The 19,185-nt window shown below is 69.4% G+C and carries 17 protein-coding genes and 2 pseudogenes; 12 read left to right on the top strand and 7 right to left on the bottom strand.

Going from position 1 to position 19,185, the window contains the following annotated elements:
• Positions 1-196: 196 nt before the first annotated feature.
• Positions 197-2,914 (bottom strand): aconitate hydratase AcnA, encoded by a 2,718-nt coding sequence (gene acnA / locus OHA91_RS09690; protein WP_031151152.1) that lies wholly within the window; start codon positions 2,912-2,914, stop codon positions 197-199.
• A 398-nt stretch (positions 2,915-3,312) separates the two neighbouring features.
• On the opposite strand from acnA, the gene OHA91_RS09695 reads away from it, so the two are divergent.
• Positions 3,313-4,173, top strand: a complete 861-nt coding sequence (locus OHA91_RS09695; protein ID WP_031151150.1) for a transglutaminase domain-containing protein — start codon at positions 3,313-3,315, stop codon at positions 4,171-4,173.
• A gap of 16 nt (positions 4,174-4,189) precedes the next feature.
• On the opposite strand, the gene OHA91_RS09700 is transcribed toward OHA91_RS09695, so the two are convergent.
• Positions 4,190-4,342: a hypothetical protein gene (locus tag OHA91_RS09700; protein WP_328739061.1), complete on the bottom strand. Its 153-nt coding sequence runs from the start codon at positions 4,340-4,342 to the stop codon at positions 4,190-4,192.
• A gap of 67 nt (positions 4,343-4,409) precedes the next feature.
• Between OHA91_RS09700 and OHA91_RS09705 the strand changes: the two are divergent.
• The 9 genes and pseudogenes from OHA91_RS09705 to OHA91_RS09745 all read left to right on the top strand — a co-directional run.
• Positions 4,410-4,478 (top strand): annotated as a pseudogene (locus tag OHA91_RS09705) (MarR family transcriptional regulator); the annotation flags it as partial.
• A gap of 381 nt (positions 4,479-4,859) precedes the next feature.
• The gene (locus OHA91_RS09710) at positions 4,860-6,389 is read left to right on the top strand and encodes a helix-turn-helix domain-containing protein (protein ID WP_031151146.1); all 1,530 of its coding nucleotides are present in this window, start codon (positions 4,860-4,862) and stop codon (positions 6,387-6,389) included.
• Between the two features lie 239 nt (positions 6,390-6,628).
• Positions 6,629-7,219, top strand: a complete 591-nt coding sequence (locus tag OHA91_RS09715) for a hypothetical protein (RefSeq protein WP_328739062.1) — start codon at positions 6,629-6,631, stop codon at positions 7,217-7,219.
• Positions 7,220-7,234: 15 nt separating this feature from the next.
• Positions 7,235-8,569, top strand: coding sequence for a tetratricopeptide repeat protein (locus tag OHA91_RS09720; protein ID WP_328739063.1), 1,335 nt, complete (start codon positions 7,235-7,237; stop codon positions 8,567-8,569).
• Positions 8,570-8,640: 71 nt separating this feature from the next.
• Positions 8,641-9,510, top strand: coding sequence for an AraC family transcriptional regulator (locus OHA91_RS09725; protein ID WP_031151139.1), 870 nt, complete (start codon positions 8,641-8,643; stop codon positions 9,508-9,510).
• Between the two features lie 64 nt (positions 9,511-9,574).
• The gene (locus OHA91_RS09730) at positions 9,575-10,042 is read left to right on the top strand and encodes a hypothetical protein (RefSeq protein WP_328739064.1); all 468 of its coding nucleotides are present in this window, start codon (positions 9,575-9,577) and stop codon (positions 10,040-10,042) included.
• Positions 10,043-10,129: 87 nt separating this feature from the next.
• Entirely contained in the window at positions 10,130-10,648 is a 519-nt protein-coding gene (locus OHA91_RS09735; protein WP_266492665.1) for a GNAT family N-acetyltransferase, read from the top strand.
• A 4-nt stretch (positions 10,649-10,652) separates the two neighbouring features.
• On the top strand, positions 10,653-11,072 hold the full coding sequence (locus OHA91_RS09740; RefSeq protein WP_328739065.1) for an Imm7 family immunity protein: 420 nt from the start codon (positions 10,653-10,655) through the stop codon (positions 11,070-11,072).
• A 5-nt stretch (positions 11,073-11,077) separates the two neighbouring features.
• The gene (locus OHA91_RS09745) at positions 11,078-11,398 is read left to right on the top strand and encodes a hypothetical protein (RefSeq protein WP_328739066.1); all 321 of its coding nucleotides are present in this window, start codon (positions 11,078-11,080) and stop codon (positions 11,396-11,398) included.
• Here the strand turns inward: OHA91_RS09745 and OHA91_RS09750 are convergent.
• Positions 11,395-11,751 (bottom strand): annotated as a pseudogene (locus tag OHA91_RS09750) (glycosyltransferase family 2 protein); the annotation flags it as partial. The gene OHA91_RS09745 and the pseudogene OHA91_RS09750 sit on opposite strands and share 4 nt — an antisense overlap.
• Positions 11,752-11,885: 134 nt before the next feature.
• Between OHA91_RS09750 and OHA91_RS09755 the strand changes: the two are divergent.
• Together OHA91_RS09755 and OHA91_RS09760 are read left to right on the top strand one after the other, a co-directional pair.
• Positions 11,886-12,761, top strand: a complete 876-nt coding sequence (locus tag OHA91_RS09755) for a glycosyltransferase family 2 protein (RefSeq protein ID WP_031151129.1) — start codon at positions 11,886-11,888, stop codon at positions 12,759-12,761.
• Between the two features lie 184 nt (positions 12,762-12,945).
• Positions 12,946-13,698: a hypothetical protein gene (locus OHA91_RS09760; protein WP_328739067.1), complete on the top strand. Its 753-nt coding sequence runs from the start codon at positions 12,946-12,948 to the stop codon at positions 13,696-13,698.
• 93 nt (positions 13,699-13,791) lie between these two features.
• On the opposite strand, the gene OHA91_RS09765 is transcribed toward OHA91_RS09760, so the two are convergent.
• The 4 genes from OHA91_RS09765 to OHA91_RS09780 form a co-directional block, all read right to left on the bottom strand.
• The gene (locus OHA91_RS09765) at positions 13,792-14,625 is read right to left on the bottom strand and encodes a S1 RNA-binding domain-containing protein (protein WP_031151124.1); all 834 of its coding nucleotides are present in this window, start codon (positions 14,623-14,625) and stop codon (positions 13,792-13,794) included.
• 208 nt (positions 14,626-14,833) lie between these two features.
• Positions 14,834-15,451 (bottom strand): DUF6262 family protein, encoded by a 618-nt coding sequence (locus tag OHA91_RS09770; protein ID WP_051893177.1) that lies wholly within the window; start codon positions 15,449-15,451, stop codon positions 14,834-14,836.
• Positions 15,448-18,042, bottom strand: a complete 2,595-nt coding sequence (locus OHA91_RS09775) for a tyrosine-type recombinase/integrase (protein WP_209441498.1) — start codon at positions 18,040-18,042, stop codon at positions 15,448-15,450. Before OHA91_RS09775 ends, OHA91_RS09770 begins: the two co-directional genes overlap by 4 nt.
• Positions 18,039-19,112 carry a tyrosine-type recombinase/integrase gene (locus tag OHA91_RS09780; protein ID WP_328739068.1) on the bottom strand — a complete coding sequence of 358 codons (1,074 nt, stop codon included), beginning with the start codon at positions 19,110-19,112 and terminating at the stop codon, positions 18,039-18,041. Before OHA91_RS09780 ends, OHA91_RS09775 begins: the two co-directional genes overlap by 4 nt.
• Positions 19,113-19,185: the final 73 nt, after the last annotated feature.

Genomic DNA, 19,185 nt, shown 5'->3' on the forward strand with positions numbered 1-19,185 from the left:
CGGACGGGCACAGGTATAGTCCACTTCCGCTCGACTGAGCAAGATCGTGCACAAGGATCGTTCCCGGCTTTTCCGAGTTGAGACCTGTCCGTCACCTGAGACCGCCGCCGCGAAAAGCGACAAGGGCCGCACCCCCTCGTCGGGGGTACGGCCCTATGGTGCCGACAGACGGCGGATCGCTCCGCCTGGCGCGCCCTTAGCCGCGGATGAGGTTCCGCAGGACGTACTGCATGATGCCGCCGTTGCGGTAGTAGTCGGCCTCACCCGGCGTGTCGATGCGGACGACCGCGTCGAACTCCACACCGGTGTCGGTGGTGACCTTGACCGTGCGCGGGGTGGTGCCGTTGTTCAGCTCCTCCACACCGGTGAAGGAGAAGGTCTCCTCGCCGGTGAGGCCCAGCGAGACCGCGGTGGCGCCCTCGGGGAACTGCAGGGGCAGGACGCCCATGCCGATCAGGTTGGAGCGGTGGATGCGCTCGTAGGACTCGGCGATGACGGCCTTGACGCCGAGCAGCGCGGTGCCCTTGGCCGCCCAGTCGCGGGACGAGCCGGAGCCGTACTCCTTGCCGGCCAGGATGACCAGCGGGATGCCGGCGGCCTGGTAGTTCTGCGAGGCGTCGTAGATGAACGAGACCGGCGCGCCCTCGACGGTGAAGTCGCGGGTGAAGCCGCCCTCGGTGCCCGGCGCGATCTGGTTGCGCAGGCGGATGTTGGCGAACGTACCGCGGATCATGACCTCGTGGTTGCCGCGGCGGGAACCGTACGAGTTGAAGTCGCGGCGCTCGACGCCGTGCTCGGTGAGGTACTTGCCGGCCGGGGTGTCGGCCTTGATCGCACCGGCCGGGGAGATGTGGTCGGTGGTGACCGAGTCGCCCAGCTTCGCCAGCACGCGGGCGCCGGCGATGTCGGAGACCGGGGTGGTCTCCATCGTCATGCCCTCGAAGTAGGGGGGCTTGCGGACGTAGGTGGACTGCGGGTCCCACTCGAAGGTGTTGCCGGTCGGGATCGACAGCGCCTGCCACTGGGCGTCGCCCGCGAAGACGTCGCTGTAGGACTTGCTGAACATGTCCTCGCCGATGGCGTTCGCCACGACGTCGTTGACCTCGGCCTCGGAGGGCCAGATGTCCTTGAGGTAGACCGGGTTGCCCTCGGTGTCGATGCCGATGGCCTCGGTGGTGATGTCCACCTTCATGGAGCCCGCGATGGCGTACGCGACGACCAGCGGCGGGGAGGCCAGGTAGTTCATCTTGACGTCGGGGTTGATCCGGCCCTCGAAGTTGCGGTTGCCGGAGAGCACCGAGGTGACCGCGAGGTCGTGCTCGTTGATCGCCTTCGAGATCTCCTCGTCCAGCGGACCGGAGTTGCCGATGCAGGTGGTGCAGCCGTACCCGACGAGGTTGAAGCCCATCTTGTCGAGGTACGGGGTCAGGCCGGCCTTGTCGAAGTAGTCGGTGACGACCTTCGAGCCCGGGGCCAGGGTGGTCTTGACCCACGGCTTGCGGGTCAGGCCCTTCTCGACCGCCTTCTTCGCCACGAGCGCCGCGGCGACCATGACGTAGGGGTTCGAGGTGTTGGTGCAGGAGGTGATCGCGGCGACGGTGACGGCGCCGTGGTCGATCTCGAAGGAGGAGCCGTCGGCCAGGGTGACCAGGGTGGGCTTCGAGGGGCTGCCGTTCGGGTGGTTCGCCGGGGCGTCGGAGGCCGGGAAGGACTCCTTGCCCGCCTCGTCCACGTCGTCGACGTAGTTGCGCACGTCCACGGCGAACTGCTCGGCGGCGTTGGCGAGGACGATGCGGTCCTGCGGGCGCTTCGGGCCGGCGATGGAGGGGACGACCGTGGAGAGGTCGAGCTCCAGCTTCTCGGAGAAGTCCGGCTCGGCGGCCGGGTCCAGCCACAGGCCCTGCTCCTTGGCGTACGCCTCGACGAGCGCGACCTGCTGCTCGGAGCGGCCGGTGAGACGCAGGTACTTCAGGGTCTCGCCGTCGATCGGGAAGATCGCGGCGGTGGAGCCGAACTCCGGCGACATGTTGCCGATGGTGGCGCGGTTCGCGAGGGAGGTGGCGGCGACGCCCTCACCGTAGAACTCGACGAACTTGCCGACGACACCGTGCTTGCGCAGCATCTCGGTGATGGTCAGCACCAGGTCGGTGGCGGTGGTGCCGGTGGGCAGCTCGCCGGTCAGCTTGAAGCCGACGACGCGCGGGATCAGCATGGAGACCGGCTGGCCGAGCATCGCGGCCTCGGCCTCGATGCCGCCGACGCCCCAGCCCAGCACGCCGAGGCCGTTGACCATGGTGGTGTGCGAGTCGGTGCCGACGAGGGTGTCGGGGTAGGCCTGGCCATTGCGGACCATGACCGTGCGGGCCAGGTGCTCGATGTTGACCTGGTGGACGATGCCGGTGCCCGGGGGGACGACCTTGAAGTCGTCGAAGGCGGTCTGGCCCCAGCGCAGGAACTGGTAGCGCTCCTTGTTGCGGCCGTACTCCAGCTCGACGTTCTGCGCGAAGGCGTCCTTCGTACCGAACTTGTCGGCGATGACCGAGTGGTCGATGACCATCTCGGCGGGCGAGAGCGGGTTGATCTTCGCCGGGTCGCCGCCGAGGGCCTTCACGGCCTCGCGCATCGTGGCGAGGTCCACGACGCAGGGGACGCCGGTGAAGTCCTGCATGATCACGCGGGCCGGCGTGAACTGGATCTCCTGGCTGGGCTGGGCCTGGGAGTCCCAGCCGCCGAGCGCCCGGATGTGGTCGGCGGTGATGTTCGCGCCGTCCTCGGTGCGGAGCAGGTTCTCCAGCAGCACCTTCAGGCTGTAGGGCAGGCGGGCGGAGCCCTCGACCTTGTCCAGCCGGAAGATCTCGTACGACTCGTCGCCCACCTGCAGCGTGCTGCGGGCGTCGAAGCTGTTCGCCGACACGACAGTCTCCTTCATGCATGAATTCGCGCGTTTACCGCATCCTGCCGCCACGCCCCTTGGCCAATCCGCTAAGGTAAGGCTAAGTTAGGTAACCCTTACCAGCGGGGGCGGCTGCGGTACGCCTTCGGCAGATATCTCGATGTCGAGATAACTCTAGTACATGTCCGGGTGCGACGACGAGGCACGCACCCGAGCCCGGAGGGGCGACGGGCCGGGAGGGCGATTCCGCATGCCCTGATCCGGCTCGCGAGACGGCGAGGAGGGCGGCGGGGCAGGCGGCGGAAGGGTGACGGGAAAGCGGCGGGAAAGCGGGGCGCGCCCCGACATTGAACGTGTTCAGATTTTCTGTCAGGATGCGTCCAGCCCTCGGCGGGAGGGCCTGACGAGAGGACGCGTCCATGACGAGCTCGCTGCTCAGGCCTCGGGGCCGGGCCCGCACGGCGTCCGGCGGGTCGTCCGGCGGGATGCCGGTCGGGGCGGCGCCGGAGGGGAGCGCCGCCCCGACCCGGATCCTGGACTGGCGGGACCCCCGGGTCGCCGCGCTGGTACGCGAGCTGGGCGCGGCTTCCGGCCACCCGGCGGACGGGGGCCCGGCGGACCCCGTGGACCCCGCGCGGCAGATCGAGGCCCTGCACCGGGCCCACGCGTGGATCGCCGCGGCCGTCCGGCCGGTCTACTCCGTCCAGGACGAGCGGCCCGTGTCGGAGGTGCTGCGCCGGGGGCGGGGTTCGTGCAGCCAGCGGCTGGCCGTACTGGAGGCGGTGGCGCGGGCGTACGGGGTACCCACGCGGGTGCGCGGCCTGCTGGTGGACGGCACGTTCTGGTACCCGCGGTTCCCCCGGTTGCGCCGGATCGTGCCGGACCAGGTGCTGCTGGCCTGGCCGGAGTTCCGGCTCGGAAGCCCGGCGGGGGCGGGTGGGGCTCCCGCGCCCTGGCTGACGGTGTCGCAGCTCCTCGGCGGAATGCGCCCCGGGGGCGGGGAGCAGGGCGGGGCACGGGGCGGGGGCTTCACCAACGCCGGGTCGGAGACCCTCTTCGAGGCGCTCTCGCGGACGGCGATCGACTGGGACGCGGCGCCGGCCGCCTGCCCGGGCACTGGCCCCGGAGCGGGCGCCGCGTGCGACCTGTCGGCGTACGTCCTGTCCGACCTCGGCCACTACGACTCGCGCGACGAACTCTTCGCACGGCACGGCCAGACCCTGTGCGGCCTGGCCAGGCTGGTGGCCGAACCGGTCCTGGGCCGCCGGGGCGCGGCTTAGGGGGTGTCCGCCCGGGTCACTCGGCGAGGGCGTGGCGGGCGGCCCAGGCGTTGACGGCCGCGGCGGTCTCCTCGGGCCGGTCCTCCGGGCAGAGGTGGGCGGCGGGCCCGCAGTACTCGCTCTCGCCACTGCGCGAACTGCCCAGCCGGCTACTGGGGCAGGCGTCCACCCGCGCGCAACGCCTGGTGACCGACGCCCTCAGTCGGGCAGATGCCCGCAAAAGGCACTATGCGGCCATGGTCGCCCTGGAGGAGTCCGGGCCGGCGAGCCAGGCCGCGCTCAGCGACCGCACCGGCATCCACCGCAGCGACCTGGTCGCCGTCATCAACGAACTCGCCGAGCGCGAACTGGTCGAACGGCCCCCGATCCCGAGGACCGCAGGCGCAATGCCATCACCCTCACCCCGCTCGGCCGGCGGCGGCTGCGCCGGCTGGAGCAGATCCTCGACACGGCCCAGGACGAACTCCTGGCGCCGCTGTCGGCGGCGGAGCGCGAGCAGCTCACCCGCCTGCTGGGGCGGATCGTCGAGCACCACGCATACGGCGGCCCCGCCATGGGACCTGACGGTCAGTAACGCGCGGGAGGCCGCGAGAGGGCGCGGCAACACGCGCACGACACGCCGTCCGACACACCCGTCTGCCCCACCCGGCGCAGGAGTCATCTCATATCTGAGATACGGTGCCCCCATGGCAGACGACTACCTCGCACGCATCGGCAAGCTCATCCGTGACGCCCGGCAGCACCGGGGCTGGACACAGAGTCAGCTCGCCGAAGCCCTCGGCACCAGCCAGAGCGCAGTTAACCGGATCGAGCGCGGCAACCAGAACATCAGCCTTGAGATGATCGCCCGAATCGGTGAAGCTCTCGACAGCGAGATCGTCTCTCTCGGCTACGCCGGCCCGATGCACCTGCGCGTGGTCGGCGGCCGCCGGCTGTCGGGCGCCATCGACGTCAAGACGAGCAAGAACGCGTGCGTCGCGCTGCTCTGCGCCTCGCTGCTCAACAAGGGCCGTACGGTCCTGCGGCGGGTGGCCCGCATCGAGGAGGTCTACCGCCTCCTGGAGGTCCTGAACTCCATCGGCGTCCGCAGCCGCTGGATCAACGACGGTGTCGACCTGGAGCTGGTCCCGCCGGCCCGCCTCGACATGGAGGCCATGGACGCGGACGCGGCCCGCCGGACCCGGAGCATCATCATGTTCCTGGGCCCCCTGCTGCACCGCATGGAGACCTTCCGCCTGCCCTACGCGGGCGGCTGCGACCTCGGCACCCGCACCATCGAGCCGCACATGATCGCCCTGCGCCGCTTCGGCCTGGACATCACCGCGACCGAGGGCATCTACCACGCGAAGGTCGCGGCCGGGATCTCCCCCGACCGCCCGATCGTGCTGACCGAACGCGGGGACACGGTCACCGAGAACGCGCTGCTGGCGGCCGCCCGGCACGACGGCGTCACCGTCATCCGCAACGCCTCCTCCAACTACATGGTCCAGGACCTGTGCTTCTTCCTGGAGGCGCTGGGCGTCAAGGTCGAGGGCGTCGGCACCACCACGCTCACCGTCCACGGAGTCCCGAACATCGACGTGGACGTGGACTACTCCCCCTCCGAGGACCCGGTCGAGGCGATGAGCCTGCTGGCCGCCGCGGTCGTCACGGAGTCGGAGCTGACGATCCGCCGGGTGCCGATCGAGTTCATGGAGATCGAGCTCGCGGTGCTGGAGGAGATGGGCCTCGACCACGACCGCTCGGCGGAGTACTCGGCGGACAACGGCCGCACCCGGCTCGTCGACCTCACGGTCCGCCCCTCGAAGCTCGAGGCGCCGATCGACAAGATCCACCCGATGCCCTTCCCCGGGCTGAACATCGACAACGTCCCCTTCTTCGCGGCCATCGCTGCCGTCGCCCAGGGCCAGACCCTCATCCACGACTGGGTGTACGACAACCGCGCCATCTACCTGACGGACCTGAACCGCCTGGGCGGCCGCCTCCAGCTGCTGGACCCCCACCGCGTCCTGGTCGAGGGCCCCACCCGCTGGCGCGCGGCGGAGATGATGTGCCCGCCGGCCCTCCGCCCGGCGGTGGTCGTCCTCCTGGCGATGATGGCGGCCGAAGGCACTTCGGTCCTGCGCAACGTCTACGTGATCAACCGCGGCTACGAGGAACTCGCCGAACGCCTCAACTCGGTGGGCGCCCAGATCGAGATCTTCCGCGACATCTGAGCCGCCCGCAGGCCGGGGCCCGGCGAACTGCCGGGCCCTGCAGGGGAAGGCGCAGGTCACGGTCGCTAAACTCCCCCCATGGGGGATTTCGCGAGCAGGGGCCGAACGGTCCTGTGCAAATGGTGCAACCGGCAGCTTCCGCAGGAACGGCGCTGGTTCCCGAGCCAGTACTGCAACCGCCGGCACAAGTGGAGGCACCGGCTCACGGAAACGTTCGGCAGCATCCTCGACAGCGTCTGATGCCCCGTACGGAAGACGGCGCGTCCCGGGCCGCGCGGCTGGTCACCGACGGGCTCGATCCCAAGACCTGGATCATCGCCGACACCGTGCTCATCGGCTGGCACACCGGCCGCCTCGCGGGGGTCGGATGGGGGCTGCTCGGCTGCCTGTTCGCCGCCGGCATCCCGCTCGCCTTTATCAAGTACGGGATCCGCCGGGGCCGTTGGGCCGACCGGCACGTCGGGCCGCGGCCGCAGCGCATCCTCGTGATGACCTTCGCCAGCGCCTCGGTCGCCACCGGCACGCTGCTGCTGTGGGCCTTCGGCGCTCCCCGGACGATGATCGCGCTGATCGCGGCCATGCTGGTCACCCTGGCGGCCCTCCTCGCCGTGACCCCCGCATGGAAGATCAGCGTGCACGCGGGCGTGTCCTGCGGGAGCGTGGCCATGCTCGCCATGACCTACGGCGCCTGGATGCTCCTCGCCTGCCCGCTGGTCGCCGTCGTCGGCTGGTCCCGGGTGGAGCTCCGCGACCACACCCCCGCCCAGGTCCTTGCGGGCGCCGCCATGGGCGGGGTCGTCGCGGCCGCCACGTTCGCACTGACCCGGTAGGGGGGCGGGGCACGCATGGATGCCGTCGATCTCGACCGCCGCCACCGCACCTACGACGGCTGGATACCGCCCACCGTGGCCGCGCTGCTCCTGGAGTACGGGCACCTCCGCGTCCTGCGCGACCGCGCCGGGGCGGGCGACTGGTTCTGCGCGCACCGCCTCGCTCGGGCCGCGGCGGACCAGGGGGAGGCACTGGCGCTCCTCGAACCCTTCGTCGCCACCGGATGGATGCCGGCGCTCCGTACGGTCGCCGGGATGCTCGCCGAGTGGGACCGCGTCGGCGAGGCCGTCGCCCTGCTCAGCGGGCCCGCCGGCTCGGGGGACCGGCGGGCCGCCCTGCAACTGGCGCCCCTGCTGGCCCGACTGGGCCGCATCGACGAGGTCGTCGCCCTGCTGGGACCGCGTGCCGCAGACCCGTCGTCGGCCGAGATCCTGGTGGAGGTGACGTGCGGCCACGGGCGCGACGCGGAGATCGCCGCGCTCATCCCCGCCGTGGGCGTCGGTGCGACGGATCCCTTCGGACGGGGGTCGTCGGACGCGTGGAACACCGTCCCCCTGCACGCCACCCTGCTGGAGCGCCAGGGCCGCGTGGACGAGGCCGCCGGCCTCCTGCGCCGTCACGTACACGTCGACGGCGTGATGTACGCCGACCACGCGCAGCAGCTCGCCCGCCTCCTCGCCCGGCACGGCCGCGAGGCCGAACTGCGGGCGTTCGCCGCGGACGGAGGCGAGGAGTACGCCCTGTTCGCCCTGGCCGACCACCTGGAGGGGCGGCACAGGGTCGGCGAGGCCGTCGAGACCCTGCGACGTGCGGCCGGCGTCCCGGCCGATCCCCATGTGGCCCTGCACCTCGCCGAGCTCCTGGTCCGGCACGGCCGTCGTGCCGAGGCCATCGAGGTGCTGCGGCCGGTACCGCACACCATGGGCGGCGATCCGGAGTGGATCATGCGCCCCCTGTGCCGCCTGCTCGCCGACGAGGGCCGCCCCGACGAGGCCCTCGCCCACATCGACGACTTCTACGCCCGCCACGGGGGCACGGTCGGCGAACGCCTCTGGGAGCGGGCCGAGGTCCATGCCCGCTGCGGGCGCCCCGCGGAGGTCGTCGCCGACATCCGCGCCGCCGGACCCGTCACCCGGTACGTCGGGGACGCCCTGGAGAGACTCCTTCCGGGCCACGACCTCGGGATCGAGTACACCGACGACCCCGAGGACGAGGCCCTCGACGGGACGTCGGCGGGGGCGATCGCCCGCGCCGAGCGCCTCGTACGCCGCGGCGAGCCGGACCGGGCGGTGGCTCTGCTCCGTGACCGCCTGGACGGCCCGAAGGTGCTCCGGAGAGAGCATCTCTGATCGGATCGGTCCGCAGCGGTCGGGTGCGGCAGGGGCGTCCGCTGTCAGGGTGGGAGTCGAAAGGAGGCCTCGTGATCTCTGCACTGAACCAGCTGGTCGATCTAGTCGAGGAGCATCTCGCCGAAGAGCCCGACGTCCATGGGCTGGCGGGGGCGCTCGGCACCACCGAGTACCACCTGCGGCGGATGTTCTCGTCCTTGGCCGGCATGCCGCTGTCGGAGTACGTGCGGCGGCGGCGCATGACCGTTGCCGCGGCCGAAGTCGTCCGCGGCGAGGCGGATCTGCTGAGCATCGCGGTCCGGCACGGATACGGATCGAGCGAAGCGTTCGGACGGGCGTTCCGTGCGGTCCACGGTGCCGGGCCCGGTGAAGTGCGGCGTACCGGCGGCCCCTTGCGCACACAACCGCAGCTCAGGTTCCGCCTGACCGTCGAAGGGAGCACTCCCATGGACACCCGCCTCGTCAGCCGACCCGCGTTCCGGCTCGCCGGACACGCCACCCGGGTCCCGCTCATCCACCAGGGCGTCAACCCGCACATCCAGGAGCACATCGCGGCACTGCCGCCGGAGGAACACCTGCGGCTGAAGGCCCTGGGCGACACCGAACCGGGCGGCCTGCTGCAGGTCTCCGACGACGTCGACCCCGACGGCACGGAGGGCAGCGAACTGACCTACCTGCACGGGGTCGCCCTCGACCGGGACACCCCGGCCCCGGACGGCCTCGACACCATCGAGGTGCCGGGCGGGATGTGGGCGGTCTTCCGTACCAGCGGACCGCATCCGCAGGCCCTGCAGACGACCTGGGCGGCGACCGCGACCGACTGGTTCCCCTCCAACCCGTGGCGCCTGCGACCGGGTCCCTCGATCGTCGCCACCCTGGAGCGCGCGGCCGACTTCAGCACCGCTACGTGCGAGCTGTGGCTGCCCGTCGAACCGGCGTAGCCGCGTAGCGGACCATCGATAGCATCGCGATGCGGTTTCGTCGTATCCGAGCAGGTGGAGAGCCATGAGCGATGACGTCCTGTCGATCATTCCGACCGATCCCGGGTGGCAGCCCGGCCAGGACGCGGCCGACCGCGCACTCGTGCTGGTCGAGAGGCTGACTCCCGGCGTCACCGACGGGGCGGACGTGGAGATCGACATGACGTGGCACGACGCGGTGAGCGCCGTGGACTGCGGGGCCAACCTGGAGAGGATCGGCTGCCCGCTGTGCGGGGCGTCGATCGACACGCAGTGGTGGGGAGATCTCCTCGAGGCCCACTGCGACGACGGTTTCACCACGCTGGACACCGTGACGCCGTGCTGCGCAGGAGCGACGACCCTGGACGCACTGCGGTACGAATGGCCCTGCGGCTTCGCCCGGTTCGAGATCGCCGTCTGGAACCCCGAGCGGCTCTGGTTCGACGACGCCGAGCTGGCCGCCGTGGCGGACGCTCTCGGTCATCCCGTGAAGCAGGTCCGGGCCCACGTCTGAATACCAGCGCCGAGCACCAGCACGGGGCACCGGCCGACGGGCGGTAATCGGTGGCTCGGCGCCGGGGGCGTGGCCTACCTTGGCGCGATGGTGCGCGTGCGTGAGATGGAAGAGGCCGACATCGAGGCCGTTTCGGCGGTCCGGGTCCGGGGCTGGCAGGCGGCGTACGCCGGCATCGTTCCCCAGGGACACCTGGACGCGATGACGGTCGAGGACGACGCCGACCGGCGGCGGCAGTGGTTCCGCCACCCCGGGCGCGAGTCCGGGGACCTCGTGGCGGTCGGCGACCGCGGCCCGGTGGGGTGGGTCTGCTTCGGGCCGTCCCGGGGTGAGGTGTCCGGCGTGACGGAGCGGGTGGGTGAGGTCTACGCCCTGTACGTGGCCCCGGACCTGATCGGCACGGGCATCGGCCGCGGGCTCCTCACCGAGGCCCACGCCGCGATGACGGGCCGGGGCTTCGAGACGTCGGCCCTGTGGGTCCTGCAGGACAACCTCCGGGCCCGGCGCTTCTACGAACGCGCCGGCTACCGGGCCGACGGCGCGACGCAGGACGACGTCTACGACGACGTCACCCTCTCCGAACTCCGCTACCGGCGGGCGCTCTGACGGCGTGTTCGAGTACCACGGCTGGATCAGCGTCCAGGAGAGCGCCGACGCCGACGACAGCGACAGCGACAGCGACAGCGACCACGGGGACGTCCTGCTCGCCCGGATCGCCGAGGCCGTCGAGGCCCGGAACGGGGAGATCGACAGTCCCGGTCTGCTCGACCTGCGGTGGATGAACGGCGAGCTGTTCCTCCACCTCGGCGGCTTGCGCAACCACCGCGACCCGGAGGTCCTGGAGTTCTTCGGCGAGGTCGGCCGCCTGGCACCCGGTTCGTACGGAGTGATGCACGTGCGCGATGACGAGGACCCCGGTCGCGAGAACGAGGTCCGCGTCCTGCGGATGGTCCGGGGGCGGGTGCACGAGGACGTGGAGGCGGCGCTGTCGCCGTGCATCCCCGTACTGGAAGACCCCTACCCGGGATAGACCGGATGGTGCGGCCCGCCGGGTCCGGGAGGATCGGCCTCCATGGATGCGTACGTGGACCGCCCCCGTACGACGCAGAGGCCCTCGCCCGCCTCGGGCCGGGCGAGGGCGCGGCCGAGCCGGGCGGGCGCGGCCTGGGCGACTGCGACCGCATGTACGTCAGGGACGCAGGCCGGGAGCTGTCGGGCCGCGAACTTCCGCAGGGACGGGCCGCGTTCCTCGGGGCGTTCGAGGACGAGGACTCCTGGTGGTCGCGCGTCTTCGAGGAGGTCGGGCTCGGCGTGCTCGGCCCGTGGCCGGCCCAGGGGGTTGCGGACACCCCCTAGACGACCGGTGGCCGGCCCAGGCTCGTCATCCGGGCGACGGTGCGCCAGCGCATCGGTCTGCGGGGGCCCGGGTCCGTCCGCAGGCCCTCGGCGAAGCCGCCGAACCAGGCCCGCAGCCCGGACGCCGAACGCGTCCGGGCCACCGTCAGCACGGTCCACACGCCGAGGTATACGGGGACGAGCGGCGCCGGCAGGTGGCGTCTGGCGAGCCAGACCCGGTTGCGGGCGGTCATCCGGTGGTAGACCGCGTGCCGGGCGGGCGAAGTCCTCGGGTGCTGCAGCACGAGCTGCGGCTCGTAGAGGATGTCCCAGCCCGCGTCCAGTGCGCGCCAGGCCAGGTCGGTCTCCTCGTGTTTTCTGACCTCGAGGCCCTGAGCGTGCCGATTGACGTGGGACAGCACGCTGCAGGCATGTGTGTGACGCGGTGAGGTGACCGCGTCGCGCGACGCTAGCATCGGCAGTCTGCCGACCACTGGAGTTCGCCACTATGTCGTTGCCGCGTATCGGAGTCGTCATCGTGACCATGGGCACTCGCCCGCAGGAGCTCAAGGCTCTGCTCGCTTCGGTGGAGAAGCAGGATGTGCCTGCGGCGCGGGTAGCTCTGGTGGGCAACGCGACGCCCCTGACCGAGATCTCGACGGACGCGACCAAGATTCCACTTGAGGAGAATCTGGGCTGTCCCGGCGGCCGCAACGTCGGTTTGAAGATGCTGCGCGAGTCGGGCGAGGTCGACGTCGTCATCGAATTGGACGACGACGGCCTCCTAATCGCCGAAGACGTGTTCCGCAAAGTCCAGCAGCTCTTCGCTGAGGACCCGAAGCTGGGGATCATCGGGTTCAGGGTTGCCGACGAAAACGGGCATACGGAGCGACGCTGGGTGCCCCGGTTGCGTGCGGACGATCCGATGCGCCGCGGTCTGGTGACCGCCTTCCTCGGGGGTGGCCACGCCTTCTCGCTGCCCATGCTCAGGCAGATCGATCTGTGGCCGGCGGAGTTCTTCTTTGGACATGAAGAGTCCGATTTGGCATGGCGTGCGCTGGATGCGGGGTGGAAGATCCTCTACGAACCCGAGCTCGTCCTCCAACATCCGAAGACGTCCCCAGCGCGGCACGCGGTCTACTACCGGTTCACCGCCCGAAACCGTGTCTGGCTGGCCCGCCGCCGACTCCCGATCCCCCTGATTCCGGTCTATCTCGGCGTATGGATCCTCCTCGCCATGCTGCGGATGCGGTCCCTGGCGGGCGCGAAGGCATGGTGGGGCGGCTTCCTCGAGGGTGCGCGAACGCCGTGCGGCCCCCGCAAGCCGATGAAGTGGCGCACGGTTTGGCGTATGACCCGGCTGGGGCGCCCGCCGATCCTCTGAGTGATCATCGCCCAGAGCCCAGCCAGCTCAGGGTCTCGGGACCCGCTCATGCGGCCGGGCAAAGCACTGTCTCGCTAGCCCACTCCAGTAGCCTGCCGACCTCTCGGTTGGTGAACCGCCCGAATGACGCCCCTGAAAGGGCACTCCAATGGCACTGCACCCACTCCAGCGGCCGCTGGACAGCGTGATCGACTACCTGAGTGACGCCCAGCTCATACATGGGGTGATCCAGCAGCGGCTCCAACAGACGACCGCCGACCGGCGGGCTCAGGGCAAGACTGGTGGCGGTCAACCAGGCAGGGAGCATTCTTCCCTCAACCGTGCCGTCGTCGTGGCGGCCGTGGGGGCACTCGAGGCATTCAACGAAGACCTCGCACTGACAGCGCAGCCCCTCGACCCCCAGGCCACTCCACCGAGCGACTGGTACAAGATCGACGGTAAGAGCGGGATGGTGCAGACACCCAGTCCATACAACCTTCGCAAGATGTTCTGGACCTTCTTCCGCTACGACCCCACCACAGTCTGGGACTGGGTCGTCCAGGTTGCCCCGGCCGAAATTGGTCGGGGCAGTGCCTGGCGTGTGGCAGCCAAGCAGTACCAAGGATCTGACGCTTCTACGTTTCTAGACGCCATGGTCAAGGTCCGACACGGCTTCGCACATCAAGACAAGGCTCAAAAGCCTCCCGCATTCCCGGGGATTGCTACCCTCACCCCGAAGGATAAGATTTCCATCCATTCGCACCACGCCACGAATGCTCTGAGCGTCCTGGTCCAGTTCGCCGTCCTCACCACGCACGGGCTGTCGGACTATCTGTCGGTCTCTGGCAGCTTCCGCTGGTCCTCCCGGATGACGGATGCCAGATGGGAAGAGCTACTCAAGGGCACACCGGCGGGAGCCTTGGTATCCACGACATGGAAAGCCGCGCCCTCGCTGTAGCTGGGCGCTCGACTTGTGTGCTTCATCTGCGTGACAGCGCTCGGCCCCTGAGTGCCCGGGTAAGGGAACCGCTGTGACCGTGACGTGCAGGTGTCACCAAGAGTCGGGAGGCAGCTGCCGACGGGAGAGGGCCAGCCTGCGCCACTCTCGGTCGACGTCCGTGACGACGACAGTCAGCTCGTCGCCGACCTCAACGACGCCCTGTGGCGTTGCCACGGGCGCTGAGGTGAGCTCTTGAAGATGGACCAGCCCCTCAATACCGTCGGCGACCTGGACGAAGACGCCGAACGGAACCAGTTTGGTGACCTGCCCCTGCAGCGTTTGGCCAACCTCGACGCTGTCGGCGAAAGCCTGGAAGGGGTCCGGCTGTTTCGCTTTCAGGGACAGCCTGGCCTCTCCGTTCCATGTATCGAACTGAAGGAACTCACATGAGACGCGCTGTCCGACCTGGACGACGTCTGAAACCGCTTCGTTGTGTCGCCAGGACAATTCGGGGATTGTGATGAACCCGACGCCGGGGAACACCGGATGGTTGGGGCCGTCGTCCAGCGCCACGAACACCCCGAACCGTTCGATGGCCGCGATCGTGCCGGAAAGAATCTCGCCGCGGTAACGTGCTTTCAAGAACGCCCATAGTTCCGGGTTCTCGGTGGCGGTCATTGCCAGTCGGGCTTGGCCCTCATCCAGATCAACGGCGAGCACCTCGGCGGTGATCCGCTGGCCGACCTTCACGGCCGCAGGCTGCTTCCAACTCCAGGAGATGTCCAAAGGCCAGATGGTCCCCAGCGGGCGTGCGGAGAATCCGTCCAGGGTGACCGTCACCCCCTGAGACCGTGTCACCTCCGCGACAGTCCCGCTGCAGATGTCGCCAATGTGGATTCCTGCCAGGAACTCCCGAAAATCCTGATCGCCCGTCGCTGCCCCCATGCAGGCCAGCCTCTCATGGAGAGCCGTGTGCTGACTCGGCGACGGTGTTGTCAGGCTTCGGCTTGAAGGTAGGCCCGCTCGAGCGGATGCCTTTCTCCTTGCGGCCCCGGGCACGCTCGCGGCGTTCGGTGGCCAGGGCGTCCAACGGGGGGAGGCGGCGTGGCGCCACCCGACCACGGTGAGAAGACCCAGCGCAGCTCCGGGCAATTCACTTGCGGTCACGCAGAGGACGAAGGGGGCGGACGGTCGCTGACGGTTGCTGTTCGAGCAGAAGCGCCTGGAGTTCCGCGATCTTGCGGTCCTGAGAGCGGTTGTTGTCCCGGGCGGCGGCGAGCCGGTTCGTCAGCGTGTGGTGATCCGCGGTCAGCGTGCGGAGCTGCTGCTTGAGGGTGGTGTTTTCGGTGGTCAGCCGCTGGACGGCGTCCGCGGGCAGGTCCAGCTCGAGGTCCCGGATCCGGCCCATGAGTTCACCGATGTGCCTGCGCTGGACCTGGATCTCTGCCACTGCCTGCCGCAGCGCGTCCTCGGCGTTCAGCGCGCGTTCGCGCCAGGACGATTCCACCGCCTCGGCAGCTTCCTGCCGGCCACGGGCCTGATGTCCCTCCGCCTGGGCGACGGCTTCGGCGACGAGCTGACGGGCAATGGCGTTCTGGTAGAGGAAGGCGCGCGAGACCCCGGCGCGTCGTTCGACGGCCCGGACAGTCACTTGGGCCCTCTCCTTGCGCATCGCCGCGAGCGTACTCCGGACCCGGGTGAGGAGCTTCTCGGTGTGCTGGCGACGGGCCTGGATGGCGCCGGCTGTCTGGGTTGATGTACTGCCGCTCATGCGACTTCATCCTCCGCGCGGTCGAAGCTGTCCGGATCGGCGAGGTACTCGATGGGGAAGCCGGTGTTCCACATGTGGCTGAAGTAGTCCTGCGGGCGCCGTAGGTCCATGGCGAGTGCCTGGTCGAGCAGATCGAGCCCAGCGAGGGCCTTCTCCAGGCCGTCGATCGCCCGCGCGGTGGGCTCGAAGACCTTGTGGAGGTAGCTGGCGGTTGCGTCGTCCGGAGCCCGTTCAGCGACGGAGTACCACTGCTCGCGCTTGCGCCGCCAGTAGAGAAGGTCGGCACCGGTCATCACGAGCTTGTCGCAGCTGTCGCAGTCCAGATCCCGGGGGCATTTCCCGCCGTCCACAACGACCTGGGCCGTGCACAGACCGCCCAGGGTTGGTGTGCAACGGCGCCCCACGTCCACCGCCATGGCCAGCGCGGTTTCCCGGCTGAGCGGGTTCGTGGCGGTGTTGAAGAGCGGCTCACCGGGGTTGGCGGAGCCCGGTCCGTTGACCCAGACGCGGGGCAGGACGTCGTCCAGTTCGGAGCTGGCGATGTCGACGTAGTGCTCGGCCATGTGCTCGGAGATCTGCCCGAGGTACTTCTTGATGTGCGCGAGCGACGCCCCGGCCCGGAGCAGCTTGGTGGCCAGCGTGTGGCGAGCCTGGTGAGGGACTCCCCGCCCCAGGTCGAGGGTCGCCACCCACTCCCGGAACGAGCTGCTGAAGAAGCCGTAGGAGATCGACTCGGTCTCCCGGGGGTTCTTCACATGGGTGGGGAACAGGGCCATCCGCTCCTGCTCCAGCACGGTGGGCAGGCGTCCCTGGCGCCGCTCGAAACGCTGAAGCGTGGTCTTGCGCCGGTCGTCGAGGCGTGTGAAGAGGTATTCGGGGATGCGGATGCCTTCGTCGAGGTTGCCGACCTTGGTCTGATCGTGCCAGAGCATCGGGACCCCGTTGAGGTAGGAGATGCAGTTGAACCGGAGCTTCAGGACCTCCGAGCACCGTCGGCCGGTGTAGACCAATGCCTCCCAGGCGTCCCGCAGCCCGCGGTCGTTGCCGTCCCACGTCGCAGCAAATCGCCGCAGGCTGTCCTCGTCGGCCAGTGCCCGCGCGAGCCGGTCGTCGAACGGACGCCGCTTGCGCTCCGGCAGCCTTCCGCCGCGTGGCAGCGCGGTGATGAACGACCGGTCCAGGCCGATTGCCTCGGCCTTCCCTTGTTCCAGGAGCTCGTAGAGGAGTTTGCGTACGTAGTTGAAGGTGATCCTGGCGCTGTCCTGCGTCACGGTGCCAGGGGTGCCGTCGGTGCGGCGCAGGACCAGTGACGGCAGGTTGCCGGCCGCCCGCTGTCGGTGATCGGCGGCGAAGTTCTCTGCATGCCTGCTCGTCAGCAGCTTCGGGGCGCGGCCAGCTTCCGGCGCATCGATCTCCAGGAAGGCCCCCAGTTCCGACAGTGCCCGTCGGGCCGAGTCCAGTGGACTGCGCGAGCGGGGGCAGTCCACTGACTGCAACAGACGGGCGACGTGGTCCCACAGCACGTTGCGTAGCCAGCGCTGCGGCACCGCGGACAAGTCAAAACAGGTGTCCATGCTTGGGAACCGACGCCCGAAATGCTCGGTCTCGATGAACCCTGCCTCCCGGCTGTCCTCCTTCGTGTAGTAGAGGGGGCGCAGCCGACTCAGAACCTCCCTGACGATCTGGCGGGGCCTCATCCGGCACCGGTCCAGATCGAGACCCGCGAGCGACTCGACGTCGTACTCCCTGCACTCGTTCGTCAGCATCCGCAGGTCAGTGACGGTCCACCGAGTGCGGCTGCCATCTCGGGTGTGGGCCTCAAGACCCCACCGCAACTCGGCCTTGGCCAGCGGGCGCATGCCGACCATGCTGATCTGCCCGATCTGGTAGACGGGCTGCTGCCTGGCGCACCATGCCGCGAACGCCGAGGGATCCTCGGTAGACACGGGGACGGCCCCGCCTGTCCGTTCGTAGTGCCGCTCCCACAGCCGGGGGAGGCTAACTCTGCCTGGCCGGCCAGCGGCGATGTACCGCTCCCTGTGCTGAGAACACAATCCCAGAGGCGTGTCAGCCAGACGTGCACACGTCACCGCGCGGCAGGTCCCGTAGCCCTGCGGATAGGGGACCTGGTCAATCAGCCATGAGGCAAAGTCGGCGGATGCCCCCGCCCGGCGGGTGTAGTTGTCCCACAGTCGGTAGTGGAACATACAGACCCGTTTCGCATAGTTATAGGCGGGCCGGTCTGGACAGACCGCGCAGAGGATCTCCTCGCGCCCCTCGGTGGGCTCCAGTGGCTCGGCGACGCCCAGGAATCCGGCCCGGGTCGCGTCCTGCGGATCACGGGCCAGGTGGTCGATCCACTCCTTCCGGTGTGTAGAGCAGAAATCACTGGTGCTGGTCCGGGTGCGCAGGCACTCCGGGACCGCACAGCCCCACCCGTACTCCTCGTGATCGGGTGGGATGTCCAGCACGTCGCCGCGGAACAGAGGATCAAAGCGCGGCCCGTTGATCAGAGCCTCCAGCAGTTCGAGGCGGTCCCGTCCGACCTGTCCGAGACCGCGATCAGGCAGTGCGCGCAGAGGCGAGCTCAACTCGACTCACCCCAAACGGCGTTCAGCGCAGTGACGAACGCCGGGTCGTGGACGTCGACGTGCCCGTAGATCTCTTCGACGGTCTGCGCGGAGGCCCAGCCGCCCGCATCCCGCGCGATCACCGCATTGCCGCCCGCGGCGTCGAGGACATCGCTGCCGAACTGATGCCGGAACATGTGTGGCCGAACCGGGCCAAGGTCCAGCCGGTAGCCAGCCCGCTTCAGCAGCTTGCGTGCCGAGTCGGTCGTCCAGGGCAGGCCGGCGGTTGGTCCGCAGAGATTGACCAGGAGCATCCCGTGCTTGGCATCCGGCGGATACTCGGTCGTCATGTACGCGAAGTAGGTGTGGACCATCGCGGGACTCGCTCGCCGGATCTTGCCTCCCTGCACGACCCCGCTACGGATGCTCCAGTCCTGCTTGGTCTTCACGCGGGAGCGGTTCACGTTCGTCTCGCGATGACAGATGTGCACATGCGCCGAACTGCACTCACCACACTGCGCGTTCTCTCGAAGGTGCAGATCTACCAGGTGCATTCCGGTCAGCTCACCGATACGGAAGCCGCCGTCGTCCAGCCACGTCACGACCATCCGGTCCCGTGCCGTCTTGAAGTCCTCCAGCAGGACCTCCCGGGCGCCCTCCGGAGGCAGCTTCGGATGGCGCCGCCGGACCACGCGCTTCGGCCGTAGCTTGTTGGTCGGCATCTCCTTCAGGATGTGCCCGAGCAGGGCGCGGTTCCGGTCTGCCTTCGTCGGCAGGCGCGTCCCGCCGAACTCTCCGGCGACGGCCTCGTTGATTCCCAGCTTGCCCTGGTGGTTATAGAACCCCTTCAACGCCGCCGCCGCGGTCTCCAGGGTCCTCTGTTGGTACGGCTTCTTCCCCGCCCGCCATGGCTGTCCGATCGGGCCGTTGAACTCGGCACCGACCGCGCCCATGTACCGCTCGAGGTCATAGAGCGTCACCGTCTCCGGCGACAGGCCCTCGTATGGCAGCCATCGCAAATGGTCCACGAGGAGGTAGGCGTACGTTCTCGCCGTACCTACGTCGCATGCTCGCAGGAAGCTGTCGGCCACAGGATCCACCTGTCCGCCAGGTTCCACGATCGTGTACGCGACTCTGCCGTCCCGTCGACGGATCTCCTGTACT

The sequence above is a fragment of the Streptomyces erythrochromogenes genome (genome assembly GCF_036170895.1).
Taxonomy (GTDB): Bacteria; Actinomycetota; Actinomycetes; order Streptomycetales; family Streptomycetaceae; genus Streptomyces; species Streptomyces erythrochromogenes.

Excerpts from the sequence above, each read along its gene's own strand:
- OHA91_RS09755 (WP_031151129.1), top strand. The coding sequence starts at position 11,886 with ATGTCGTTGCCGCGTATCGGAGTCGTCATCGTGACCATGGGCACTCGC.
- OHA91_RS09745 (WP_328739066.1), top strand. The coding sequence starts at position 11,078 with ATGGTGCGGCCCGCCGGGTCCGGGAGGATCGGCCTCCATGGATGCGTA.
- OHA91_RS09735 (WP_266492665.1), top strand. The coding sequence starts at position 10,130 with ATGGTGCGCGTGCGTGAGATGGAAGAGGCCGACATCGAGGCCGTTTCG.
- OHA91_RS09730 (WP_328739064.1), top strand. The coding sequence starts at position 9,575 with ATGAGCGATGACGTCCTGTCGATCATTCCGACCGATCCCGGGTGGCAG.
- OHA91_RS09720 (WP_328739063.1), top strand. The coding sequence starts at position 7,235 with ATGGATGCCGTCGATCTCGACCGCCGCCACCGCACCTACGACGGCTGG.
- OHA91_RS09770 (WP_051893177.1), bottom strand. The coding sequence starts at position 15,451 with ATGAGCGGCAGTACATCAACCCAGACAGCCGGCGCCATCCAGGCCCGT.
- OHA91_RS09765 (WP_031151124.1), bottom strand. The coding sequence starts at position 14,625 with ATGGGGGCAGCGACGGGCGATCAGGATTTTCGGGAGTTCCTGGCAGGA.
- OHA91_RS09695 (WP_031151150.1), top strand. The coding sequence starts at position 3,313 with ATGACGAGCTCGCTGCTCAGGCCTCGGGGCCGGGCCCGCACGGCGTCC.
- OHA91_RS09715 (WP_328739062.1), top strand. The coding sequence starts at position 6,629 with ATGCCCCGTACGGAAGACGGCGCGTCCCGGGCCGCGCGGCTGGTCACC.
- OHA91_RS09710 (WP_031151146.1), top strand. The coding sequence starts at position 4,860 with ATGGCAGACGACTACCTCGCACGCATCGGCAAGCTCATCCGTGACGCC.